The 11,714-nt window shown below is 61.7% G+C and carries 13 protein-coding genes; 11 read left to right on the plus strand and 2 right to left on the minus strand.

Annotated features, from left to right (window positions below):
• Positions 1–63: 63 nt before the first annotated feature.
• Positions 64–651 carry a histidine phosphatase family protein gene (locus AC0JZ4_RS04015; protein ID WP_471885155.1) on the plus strand — a complete coding sequence of 196 codons (588 nt, stop codon included), beginning with the start codon at positions 64–66 and terminating at the stop codon, positions 649–651.
• A gap of 5 nt (positions 652–656) precedes the next feature.
• Positions 657–1,349: an orotidine-5'-phosphate decarboxylase gene (gene pyrF / locus AC0JZ4_RS04020; protein ID WP_471885156.1), complete on the plus strand. Its 693-nt coding sequence runs from the start codon at positions 657–659 to the stop codon at positions 1,347–1,349.
• 23 nt (positions 1,350–1,372) lie between these two features.
• On the opposite strand, the gene AC0JZ4_RS04025 is transcribed toward pyrF, so the two are convergent.
• A complete protein-coding gene (locus tag AC0JZ4_RS04025) occupies positions 1,373–2,431 on the minus strand; it encodes a right-handed parallel beta-helix repeat-containing protein (protein ID WP_471885157.1) in 1,059 nt (352 codons plus the stop codon).
• Between the two features lie 64 nt (positions 2,432–2,495).
• Between AC0JZ4_RS04025 and AC0JZ4_RS04030 the strand changes: the two genes are divergently transcribed.
• From AC0JZ4_RS04030 to AC0JZ4_RS04040, 3 genes are all read left to right on the plus strand, one after another.
• Positions 2,496–2,783, plus strand: coding sequence for a DUF1330 domain-containing protein (locus AC0JZ4_RS04030; RefSeq protein WP_471885158.1), 288 nt, complete (start codon positions 2,496–2,498; stop codon positions 2,781–2,783).
• Between the two features lie 186 nt (positions 2,784–2,969).
• On the plus strand, positions 2,970–3,950 hold the full coding sequence (locus AC0JZ4_RS04035) for a complex I NDUFA9 subunit family protein (RefSeq protein WP_471885159.1): 981 nt from the start codon (positions 2,970–2,972) through the stop codon (positions 3,948–3,950).
• Between the two features lie 107 nt (positions 3,951–4,057).
• Positions 4,058–4,318, plus strand: coding sequence for a hypothetical protein (locus tag AC0JZ4_RS04040; protein WP_471887939.1), 261 nt, complete (start codon positions 4,058–4,060; stop codon positions 4,316–4,318).
• A 61-nt stretch (positions 4,319–4,379) separates the two neighbouring features.
• Here AC0JZ4_RS04040 and AC0JZ4_RS04045 read toward each other — a convergent pair whose 3' ends face one another.
• Positions 4,380–5,183 (minus strand): undecaprenyl-diphosphate phosphatase, encoded by an 804-nt coding sequence (locus AC0JZ4_RS04045; protein WP_471885160.1) that lies wholly within the window; start codon positions 5,181–5,183, stop codon positions 4,380–4,382.
• 167 nt (positions 5,184–5,350) lie between these two features.
• Here AC0JZ4_RS04045 and AC0JZ4_RS04050 point away from each other — a divergent pair, with 167 nt between their 5' ends.
• From AC0JZ4_RS04050 to AC0JZ4_RS04075, 6 genes are all read left to right on the plus strand, one after another.
• Entirely contained in the window at positions 5,351–6,043 is a 693-nt protein-coding gene (locus AC0JZ4_RS04050) for a glutathione S-transferase family protein (protein ID WP_471885161.1), read from the plus strand.
• A complete protein-coding gene (gene queG, locus AC0JZ4_RS04055; protein ID WP_471885162.1) occupies positions 6,024–7,226 on the plus strand; it encodes a tRNA epoxyqueuosine(34) reductase QueG in 1,203 nt (400 codons plus the stop codon). Before AC0JZ4_RS04050 ends, queG begins: the two co-directional genes overlap by 20 nt.
• Positions 7,223–8,095 carry an SDR family oxidoreductase gene (locus AC0JZ4_RS04060; protein WP_471885163.1) on the plus strand — a complete coding sequence of 291 codons (873 nt, stop codon included), beginning with the start codon at positions 7,223–7,225 and terminating at the stop codon, positions 8,093–8,095. The genes queG and AC0JZ4_RS04060 overlap by 4 nt, the downstream gene beginning before the upstream one ends.
• A 381-nt stretch (positions 8,096–8,476) precedes the next feature.
• The gene (locus AC0JZ4_RS04065; RefSeq protein ID WP_471885164.1) at positions 8,477–8,884 is read left to right on the plus strand and encodes a septal ring lytic transglycosylase RlpA family protein; all 408 of its coding nucleotides are present in this window, start codon (positions 8,477–8,479) and stop codon (positions 8,882–8,884) included.
• 111 nt (positions 8,885–8,995) lie between these two features.
• Positions 8,996–10,285, plus strand: a complete 1,290-nt coding sequence (locus tag AC0JZ4_RS04070) for an RsmB/NOP family class I SAM-dependent RNA methyltransferase (RefSeq protein WP_471885165.1) — start codon at positions 8,996–8,998, stop codon at positions 10,283–10,285.
• Positions 10,286–10,412: 127 nt separating this feature from the next.
• The gene (locus AC0JZ4_RS04075) at positions 10,413–11,690 is read left to right on the plus strand and encodes an imelysin family protein (RefSeq protein ID WP_471885166.1); all 1,278 of its coding nucleotides are present in this window, start codon (positions 10,413–10,415) and stop codon (positions 11,688–11,690) included.
• Positions 11,691–11,714: the final 24 nt, after the last annotated feature.

Raw genomic sequence — 11,714 nt, forward strand, 5'->3', positions numbered from 1 at the left:
ATACCGGCGTCATCCGGCCGCTTTAAGCGGGTCGCCATCGACCCGCGAACGGAGCCCTGCGCCATGACATTCGGCCTCTACATCACCCATCCGCAGGTGCGCATCGACCCGGACGTACCGGTACCGCGTTGGGGCCTGTCGGATGTCGGGCAGCAACGCGCCGAGCAGGCCGCATCACTCCCCTGGGCGGGATCGCTCGGACGGATCATCGCAAGCGACGAAACCAAGGCGATCGAGACCGCCGAAATCATTGCCCTCGCCGCCGGCGTAAAGACCGAGATCGTCGAGAACATGCACGAGAACGACCGCTCCGCCACAGGCTTCCTGCCGCCGCCGCAATTCGAGGCGGCCGCCGACTGGTTCTTTGCCAACCCGACGGAGAGCTTCAGGGGCTGGGAGATGGCTGCGCAGGCACAGGCCCGCATCGTCTCGGCGGTAGAGACAATCCTCGCCGATCACGACCCTTCCCTGCCGATCGCCTTCGTCGGCCATGGCGGCGTCGGCACGCTTCTGAAATGCCACCTGAGGCAGGTCCCAATCTCCCGCGCCGAGGACCAGAAAGGCGGCGGCGGCAATCTCTTCCGCTTCACTCTTGCGGATCGTGCCGTCTCGTGCGACTGGACCCCCATCGAAACATGGAAGGGAGACTGAAGAACATGCAAGCGCGTGACCGACTGATCGTGGGCCTCGACATCCCGACCGTTGCGGAAGCCGAGAAGATGGTAACCACCCTCGGCGATACCGTCTCCTTCTACAAGATCGGCTATCAGCTGGCCTTTGCCGGCGGCCTGGAATTCGCCCGCGACCTCGCCAAGGACGGCAAGAACGTCTTTCTCGACATGAAGCTCCTCGACATCGACAACACGGTGGCGAAGGGCGTCGAGAACATCGCCAAGATGGGCATGACCATGCTGACGCTGCACGCCTATCCGAAGGCCATGCGCGCCGCAGTCGAAGCCGCCAGGGGTTCCGACCTCTGCCTGCTCGGCGTTACCGTGCTCACCTCGATGGATGCGGCCGACGTGACGGAAGCGGGCTATGCCCAGACACCGGAGCAGCTCGTCCGCACCCGCGCGCAACAGGCGCGCGATGCCGGCATGGGTGGCATCGTCTGCTCGGCCGAGGAATCCGCTGCCGTGCGCACCATCGTCGGCTCGACCATGGCGATCGTCACCCCCGGCATCCGCCCAACCGGCTCGGACGCCGGCGACCAGAAGCGCGTCGTCACGCCGGGCGATGCCCTCAGGAACGGCTCGACCCACCTTGTCGTCGCCCGCCCGATCGTCAAGGCTGCCGATCCGAAGGCCGCCGCACAGGCAATCCTTGCCGAGATGCAGGCAGTTCTCTAAGCCAGCCCTGCTCCCAACCGCGTCTACCGATTGTTGGAGACGCGGTTGCGGCTGCCTTCGTCGACGATCAGGTTCTGCGATGCGCCGATAAGCCGGTTGCTTGTGACGGTATTGTTTGTGGCACCGTCATTGTGGTCGAGACTGCCGAGCAGCATTTTCGGCTGGACCAGGCAGTAGCTGTTGAAGACACTCAGGCCCTGTCGACTGCCGATCCACACAGCCGGACGCGCCACCGGCAGATCATAGCGGAACGTGTTGCCGCTGATGACATTGCCGCGCGGAGACTGGTGGCGGAACGTGCCGCCCTCGCCGCAGTTGCGATAGAGATAGATCCCGCCGGAATAGGCATTGACGAAGGTATTGTTCTCGATGCGATTGTCGGCCGAGCCGTCGACGGCCAGGACCTCGCGCCATTCCGGCCGCGCCGAAAACGTGTTGCCGATGATCGTGTTGCGCGCCGATTCCGCATCCAGATAGACGACTGTCGAGCTTGCCTTGCCGGTAAAGCGCGAATTCTGCAGCGTCACGTCGGTGACGCCCGGTGCGAGATAGAGCGCCACGCCGACACTGCCGGAAAAGGTCAGGTTGTCGAGCAGGATACCGGTCGGCGCCGCGGCTTGTGCGCGCTCGGTGTGCCCATCCCGGTTGGAGGAAGCCTTCACCTCCTTCGCCTGACCGTTGTGGCCGAGGCCGACGATGCGCAGATCGCCCTTGATGCGGCAGTTGCGGACGGTGATATCGGTCGGCACATCCCACTTGCCGTCCTTGCCCTTGCGCGACTGGATCAGCACCGTGCGCCCTTTGGCACCGCTGCCATCGATCATCGCGCCGTTGCAATCGAACACAGAACCCGATGCCCGGCTGCCGGTGAAGACGATGCGTTGTGCGATCGTGTCATTCTTGTTCAACGCGACATCGCAGTTGATCTGCACCGGCTTGGCATCCTTGCCTGCCGGCGCACGCAAGGCGTCCATCACATTTGCGGGGCACTGCGCCGCCGCGGCACCAGATGCCCCGGCGAGAAACGACACGGATGCGGCCAGCATGGCACCAGCCAGACCAAGGATTGCGGAATGCCTCATATTGACTTGTCTCCCGATTCGCCCGAACTCCTGATCCGATCATAACCGAGGAGGAGGAAATTTCATGGCCAAGGGATACTGGATCGCCCGCGTCGATGTGCACGACCCCGAGCGATACAAGGATTACGTCACCGCCGCCAAGGTGGCATTCGAGAAATACGGCGCCAATTTCCTCGCCCGCGGCGGGCCGATGACAGAGCTCGAAGGCACGGCGCGGGTGCGCAATGTGGTGATCGAATTCCCGTCGATGCAGGCCGCCGTCGACTGCTACAATTCGCCCGAATACCAGATCGCCGCAAAAATTCGCCAGGAGGTCGCGGACGCGGAAATGGTGGTGGTCGAAGGACTGTAAGCGCAACCGTCCGTTAAACCGGTTTTTGATCGGCCATTTGCGCAGGATCAATGCAAGGATGCCGGCATCCTGCGGTCATGGGGCATGCAGATTGCAGCCGAAGCGAGCATGCAAGCCCTTCACCTGACAGGGCGTTTCGGCTAAGAAGGTGCGACAACCCGCCACAGGCCCATTCCGGAGCAGACCATGACCGTGAACAATCTTCCGCCGCTCGTCACCGTGTTCGGAGGATCCGGTTTCGTCGGGCGCCATGTCGTTCGAACACTCGCCAAGCGTGGTTATCGCGTCCGTGTCGCCGTGCGCCGCCCCGACCTCGCGGGCTTCGTGCTGCCGGCCGGCTATGTCGGCCAGATCGCACTCGTGCAGGCCAATATCCGCAATCGCCAGTCGGTCGATCGCGCCGTCAAGGGAGCAGACCACGTCATCAACTGTGTCGGCATCCTGTTCGAAAGCGGCCGCAACACGTTCGATGCGGTGCAGGATTTCGGTGGCCGTTCCGTTGCCGAAGCCGCCAACGCTGCCGGCGCGAAGCTGACGCATATCTCGGCCATCGGCGCCGACGTCAATTCCGGTTCGTCCTATGCAAAGAGCAAGGGGCGCGCAGAAGAGGCCGTCAAGTCGCTTCTGCCGGATGCCGTCATCCTGCGTCCGTCGATCGTGTTCGGACCGGAAGACAATTTCTTCAACAAGTTCGCCGGCATGGCCCGCAGCCTGCCCGCCCTGCCTTTGATCGGCGGCGGCAAGACGAAGCTGCAGCCGGTCTATGTCGAGGATGTCGCCGAAGTGGTCGGCCGGTCCGTCGACGGCACGATCGCGGCGGCCAAGACCTATGAACTCGGCGGCGCCGAAGTCATGACCTTCCGCGACTGTCTCGAAACGGTGCTGCGCGTGACCAACCGCAAGCGCGCGCTCGTTTCGCTGCCCTTCGGTGTCGCCTCGATGATCGGCAACCTTGCTTCTCTGATCCCGTTTGTCGCCCCGCCGATCACCGCAGATCAGGTGGAACTGCTGAAAACCGACAATGTCGTTTCCGAAGCAGCGACGCAGGAAGGCCGCACGCTCGCCGGCATCGGCATCCGTCCGGTCACGCCGGGCTCCATCCTCGCGTCCTATCTCGTGCATTTCCGTCCGCAGGGCCAGTATACCGGCAGTGGCAAGGCCGCCTGAACACTGCTCACCGATAAGGCAGCAACGCCTTTCGCATCGGGATTGTGCATCCCGATGCCCACGCCTGTGGCACGAAAACCTCACTCGCCCAAGTCCTTGCGTTAACCGTGGGTTTAGCAAAAACCGATATTGAATTCGGTGTCGGCGGCCAATACATCGAACCCACTCAATCGGCCGGTGGCGACACCCGTTTTCTTCTGAAAGGCGTCTTCATGGGCAAGCCTATCGCCCTTTTCTTTGCATGTGCAGCACTCGTCATTCTCGCAGGCTCGTTCATGGCGCCCCAGACGGCCGCCAGCGGCAAGGCCAATTGCGCTCCGGCCTATGGCGTCGACCCCTGCAGCAGCACGGCGTCGATCCCGAACTGATCCAAAAAAGGGCGGCCAACGGGCCGCCCTTTTCTTTGCCACGCCTGAAAGGCAGCGCGCATCATGCGCCCGTCAGAAGCGCCACGAGGCCGATCGCCCCGACGATGATGCGCCAATAGGCAAACGGTGCGTAGCCGCGGCTCGAAATGAAATCCAGGAGAGAGCGGACGACGAAGATCGCCGTGACGAAGGACGCGACGAAGCCGATTCCGATGATGAGGCCGTCATCGGCGCTCAGCATGTTGCCGTTCTTGATCAGATCCAGCGTGAAGGCGCCGACCATGGTCGGCATGGCGAGGAAGAAAGAGTATTCCGCCGCCGAGCGCTTGTCGGCACCGAGCAGCAGCGCACCAACGATGGTCGCACCGGAACGCGACGTGCCGGGGATCATCGCGAGGCACTGGCAGAAGCCGATCTTGATCGCCAGCGACACCGGGTAATCCATCACGTCATGATACTTCGGCTCGAACTTCATCCGATCGACCGCAAGCAGGATGAAACCGCCGACGATCAGCATGACACAGATCAGCACCGGGGTTTCGAACAGCACCGACTTGATGAAGTCATGGGCAAGAGCACCGATGATGGCGGCCGGCAGAAAGCCCATCAGCACGACCAGAACGAAGCGGCGCGATTGCGCGCTGGTCGGCAAAGAGCAGGCGATCGAAATCAGCTTTTGCGCATAGACAAGAAGAATGGCGAGGATCGCACCCAATTGGATCAGCACCGCGAATGTATTGCCTGGAGATTGAAAGCCGAGGAAATGGCCTGCGAGAAGAACGTGAGCGGTGGAGGACACCGGCAGGAATTCCGTAAGCCCCTCGATAATGCCAAGCACAAGGGCGCTGATGATCGGTTGATCCACTCTTCTTAATCCTTTGCTGAGAAAATACAGGCAATTTGAAACAGGCCCGCAGTTTGTGGTCGCTTGCTTGTGTCGGCCCTACCAAATCCGTATAGCTGATTTATGTCTGACGGGCGTGAAACAGCCCTGTCCAATCCCATTTCACTATAGACAAAGCCCAAATCCCGATGCCCACCCTTTACCATCACCCCATGTCGTCTGCTTCGCGATTTGTACGCCTGATTTTGGCAGAATATGGATTTCAGGCCGATCTCGTCGAGGAGCAGCCGTGGGAAAAGCGCCGGGAGTTCCTCAGTCTCAATCCGGCGGCGACACTTCCGGTCTATGTCGATGACAGCATGCGGGTGCTGTGCGGCCCTTCTGTGCTGCTCGAATTTCTCGACGAGACGCATGGTGTTCTGAAGCGCGAGCGCCGGTTGCTCGCCGAAGATCCATGGCACCGCGCCGAGATCCGCCGGCTGACGGAATGGTTCCTGCAGAAAATGGAGCAGGACGTCACACGTCCGCTCACCCGCGAGCGCGTCTACAAGCTGCAGATGACCGCAGCCCAAGGCGGCGGCGCACCGGACAGCAAGGCACTGCGCACGTCGCGCGCCAATATCCGCCAGCACATGAAGTATCTCTCCTGGCTGTCCGGCTCGCGGCCATGGCTTGCCGGCGACCGCCTGAGCTATGCCGACCTTGCCGCCGCCGCATCGATTTCCGTGCTCGATTACCTCGGCGAGATCGAATGGGCGGAATTCCCGATCGCCAAGGACTGGTACCAGCGGCTGAAATCGCGTCCTTCTTTCCGTCCGCTGCTTGCCGAGCGCATTCGCGGCATTACCCCGGTTTCCCACTATGCGGACCTCGATTTCTAGCGCCACGCCCGAAGGGGACGAAAAAGCGCTTGAACGGGCGAACGAGAAGGCGCGCATCCGCCGCGAAAAGCTTTCCGCCTTCATCCGCGAGGAAGCGGCAGCGCAAGGCTTCGACCTCTGTCGCATTACCCTGCCCGACAGCATTCCGCGCGCACCCGAACGGCTGGCGACCTTCCTCGACGACCAGCATCACGGCACGATGGAGTGGATGGCGGAGACACAAGAACGTCGCGCCGATCCGAAAGTGCTGTGGAGCGAGGTGCGCTCGATCGTCATGTTCGGCCTCAATTACGGACCGGAGGAAGACCCCCGCTATCTTCAGGCATGCAAGGACAAGGCGGCGATTTCCGTCTACGCCCGCAATCGCGACTATCACGACGTCATCAAGGGACGGCTGAAGGAGATAGCCACGCGCTTTGCCGCACGCGCCGGCGAGGATGTGAAAGTCTTCGTCGATACCGCGCCGGTGATGGAAAAGCCGCTGGCGGAAGCCGCCGGCCTCGGCTGGCAGGGCAAGCATACCAACCTTGTTTCTCGCACGCATGGCTCCTGGCTGTTTCTCGGCAGCCTGTTCACCACCGCCGAGCTTGAGATCGATGCGCGCGAAAAGGATCATTGCGGCTCCTGCCGCGCCTGTCTCGACGCCTGCCCGACCGCAGCCTTCCCGGCACCCTACCGGATCGATGCGCGACGCTGCATTTCCTATCTGACGATCGAGCACAAGGGGCCGATCGACCCGGAATTAAGGCCGATGATCGGCAACCGCATCTATGGCTGCGACGACTGTCTGTCGGCCTGTCCGTGGAACAAGTTCGCTGCCAGCGCATCCGAGATGAAGCTTCAGGCACGCGAGGACCTGAAGGAGCCGTCGATCGCTTTCCTGCTGACGCTCGACGATCCGGCCTTCCGCACCTTCTTCTCCGGTTCGCCCGTCAAGCGCATCGGTCGCGACCGGTTCGTCCGCAACGTGCTGATCGCCGCCGGCAATTCCGGCGATGCGACACTCATCCCGCAATGCCTCACCCTTGCCGAGGATGCCTCGCCCGTCGTGCGCGCCATGTCCATTTGGGCGTTGAAACGGCTGATGGACGATGACGCCTTTGCCGCATTCGCATACGGTCGGGCAGACGATAATGATGAAGACGTGCGCCGCGAATGGCAGATGGCAGGAGTGAACGGATGACGGCGATAATCTTCGGATGCGGATATTCGGGCAAGGCGATCGCCAGGGCATTCTCGACCCTAGGTTTTTCGGTTTCCGGCACCGTCCGCACACCGGAAGGCTCGCAGGCGCTTGCTGCGGAGGGCATCACGCCGTTCATCTTCGACGGCAGCACCTTCGGCCCGGCGCTCGAGGAAGCCATGAAGGGCGTCACCCATCTCATCCAGTCGATCCCGCCCGGCAAGGATCACGATCCGCTTTTGAAACTCGTTGCCGGCCGCCTTGCCGCGCTTTGCCCGAAGCTCGAATGGATCGGCTATCTGTCGACCGTCGGCGTCTATGGCGATCACGGCGGCGGCTGGGTGACGGAAGAGACGCCCGGAAGCCCGATCCTCGGCAGGTCGATCGAGCGGGTCGATACGGAAGAGGCGTGGGCGGAAGAAGGCCGAAAGGCCGGCGTGCCGGTTGCGGCCCTTAGGCTATCCGGCATCTACGGTCCCGGCCGCAATGCCTTCGTCAATCTCGATCGCGGCAGTGCGCGCCGTATCATAAAGAAGGACCAGGTGTTCAACCGTATCCGTGTCGAGGACATCGGCGCGGCCACGCTGTTCCTCGCCGGGCGCAAGCTTTCCGGTCTCTACAATGTCACAGACGACGAGCCCTGCCCGCCGCAGGACGTGATCGTCGAGGCCGCCCGGCTGATGGATGTGGCACCGCCGCCGGAAGTCGATTTCGACACCGCCGAGATGACGCCGATGGCGCGCTCCTTTTACGGCGCCAACAAGCGCGTCTCGAACGCAAAAATCCGCGAACTCGGCTTCGAATTCCGCTTCCCGAACTACCGGATTTCGCTGGCCCAGATGTGGGCCGATGGCGCCTGGAAGGGCTGAATTGCAGCCGTCGAAACGGTTGAAATTTCCATCCCAGGCCGCTCCGCAGGTTAATATTTCTTAATTCCTACGGCAGTTCGCCACATTATCTGTCCAATTTGGGCGGAAACCCCCGTGCGACGATAAATTTTTTTCGCCTGTTTTCGTGATCGGCGTCGCGGATGGCGCCCTCGGGAACATAGTTCCGACTAATGACTGATTCATAAGGTTTTATTCCAATATTGATTATCCGGCTCATTAAAAATACCGGCGGCAATCTAATCACAAATGTTACATATTTTAACATTCCGTGATTTCCAGCCCCACTTTTTCGCCATTTTTCGCCCTGCCTTAGCCCTTCAGCACACGACGTGCAGGGACTAAACGACGGGGACGACCGGTTTGAGAAAATTCAGAAACTCGACTGCCGCCGCGGCCGCCATTGCTGCTTTTGCACTACTCGGCTCCGCACCGGCGAATGCTGCGCCCGGATGCGGACACGCTTCCTGGTACGCACTCACCTCCAAGACCGCTTCGGGTGAGCGCATGAATCCTGCCAAGTTGACGGCGGCACATCGCTCGCTGCCCTTCGGCACCAAGGTGCTGGTCACCAACAAGCGCAACGGCAAAAGCGTCATCGTTCGCATCAACGATCGCGGCCCGTTCATCCGCGGACGTGTCATCGATGTTTCCAAGGCTGCGGCCGCCAACATCGGCATGGTCAGTTCGGGCACCGCGCAGGTCTGTTATCAGATCATCGCCGACAACCAGAAGGTCGCCGGCAAGGGTATCAAGGGCATCGACGGCTAACAGCGGACGAGCCTGACCAGGGGCGCAGGCAAACGCGCCTGCCCCTTGCCCTATCGGCCAATCGCAGGTACTTGCAGCTCCATACGGGTTCAACCGACACGGAGACATGACATGCGACTGGGCGGCCGAGTAGCTGGAGCAATCGAGGTTCTGGCAGATATCGAAGCGCGCAAACGCCCGGTGGCGGATGCATTGAAGGACTGGGGCCTTGCCCATCGTTTCGCCGGATCCGGCGACCGTGCGGCCATCGGCAACATCGTCTACGACGCATTGCGCATGCGTCTTTCCCACGCCTTCCTGATGGATGACGAAAGCCCCGTGGCACTCGCCTATGCGGTTCTTTTGCGCCAGTGGGGTTTCACGACCGAAACGCTTGCCGCCGAATTCACCGAAGACAAGTTCGCGCCGCCCGCCCTGACCGACGCCCAGGCCGCCGCTTTCATGAGCCGCAAGCTGGAAGACGCGCCCCTGCATGTCCAGGGCGACATTCCGGACTGGGTACAGGCCTCGTTCGAAACCAATTTCGGCGATAACTGGCTTGCGGAAGCCAAGGCGCTTGCCGAGCGCCCGACGCTCGACCTGCGCGCCAACACGCTGAAGGCCAATCGCGACAAGGTGGTCAAGGCGCTGGAACGCGCCGGGGCCAAGCCTGCGACCATCGCCCGCAACGGTATTCGCGTCGCCGCCGGCGAAGGCGCATCGCGTCTGCCGAACGTGACGGCAGAACTTTCCTTCCAGAAGGGCTGGTTCGAGGTGCAGGACGAAGGCTCGCAGATCGTCGCAGATCTGGTGCAGCCAGGCGAACACGACCAGGTGCTCGACTATTGCGCCGGCGGCGGCGGCAAGACGCTCGCCATGTCGGCCGCCATGAACAACAAGGGCCAGGTGCATGCCTATGACGCCGATCGCAAGCGCCTGGCGCCGATCATCGAGCGCCTGCGCCGTGCCGGTACCCGCAACGTGCAGGTCCATGACGACCCGCGCCAGCTCGATGCAATGGTGGGCAAACTCGACGCGGTCCTCGTCGATGCCCCCTGCACCGGCACCGGTACATGGCGCCGGCGTCCTGACACCAAGTGGCGGCTGACGAGCAAGAACCTCGACGAACGGGTTTCACAGCAGCAGGACGCACTCGGCGAAGCCGCACGCTTCGTCAAGCCGGGCGGCGCGCTGCTCTATGTCACCTGTTCCGTCCTGCCGGAAGAGAACGATCGCCAGGCTGAGCGTTTCTGCGCCGACAATCCCGAGTTTTCGATTGCCTCGGCGATGCCGCATTGGCAGAAAATCTTCGGTGCGTCAGCCCCGCTTCCACGCGCTACGGATGCGGGCACTATTACACTGACGCCCGCAAGTACCGATACGGACGGATTCTTTTTCTGTCGTATGCAACGCAAGGTTTGATTTTGCCAGCCAGAGATCAACCATAGATTCAAATGGTTCTAAACTAGAACATTTGACACTAGTTTTATTTCGCGCGAAGAAATCTCTTCAAGCGGCTCGTGGGATCGATGCCGCGAAGGAGAGGGACATGATCCGCAAAACCCTGATCGGCGCCGGGATGGCGCTGTTTGCCGCTTCCACGGCTTTCACGGCGATACCTGCCCGCGCAGAGACTACGCCTGAAGCCGTGCTGAAGCACTATGCCGAATTGGCGCATGCGAAATACGAGGACTCGCTGACGACGGCGCAAGCGCTCGACAAGGCGATCGACGCCCTGATTGCAACGCCTGGCGAAGACACGCTGAAAGCCGCGAAAGCCGCCTGGATCGCAGCGCGCGTTCCCTACCAGCAATCGGAAGTCTATCGCTTCGGCAATCCGCTCGTCGACGAGTGGGAAGGCAAGGTCAACGCCTGGCCGCTGGATGAGGGCCTGATCGACTATGTCGATCCGTCCTACGGCACGGAGAGCGACGAGAATGCGCTCTACACCGCCAATGTCATCGCCAACCCAAAGATCGAGATCAATGGCGAAGCAATCGATCTGACCGCGATCACTCCGGACGCGATCCGTGGCCTCAACGAGGCCGGCGAGATCGAGGCCAATGTGGCGACCGGCTATCACGCGATCGAGTTCCTGCTCTGGGGACAGGACCTGCACGGCACCGAAGCCGGTTCCGGCGAACGGCCCTATACCGACTACGACAAGGCCAATTGCACCAACGGCAATTGCGACCGCCGCGCCGCCTATCTGAAGGCGGCCTCCACCCTGCTGGTTTCCGACCTCAAGGAAATGGTCACCGCCTGGGCGCCGGACGGCGAAGCGGCAAAGAATGTCGAGGCTGATGGCAAGGCGGGGCTGACCGCCATCCTCACCGGCATGGGTTCGCTTTCCTATGGCGAACTTGCCGGCGAGCGCATGAAGCTCGGCGTATTGCTGCACGACCCGGAAGAAGAGCATGACTGCTTCTCCGACAACACCCATGCCTCGCACCTGAACGATGCGGTGGGCATCAAGTCCGCCTATACGGGCGAATATACCCGTGTCGACGGCACCAGGATGACCGGCCCATCCGTCTCGGATCTCGTGGTCGCCAAGGACAAGGCGCTCGATACCGAGATGAAAGGCAAGCTCGATGCGACGCTTTCCGCCATGAATGCGATGGCAGACCGTGCGCAGAAGGTCGAAGCCTATGACCAGATGATCGGCGAGAACAACACCGAGGGCAATGCGGTGGTGCAGAAGGCGATCGATGGGCTGATCGACCAGACCAGGACGATCGAGCGCGTCATTGCGTCGCTGGATCTCGGCACGATCGCGCTTGAAGGTTCCGACAGCCTCGATAATCCTGACGCTGTCTTTCAATAATTGATGAAAAGGCGGGCCTCGCTC

This window comes from [Rhizobium] kunmingense (genome assembly GCF_977018605.1).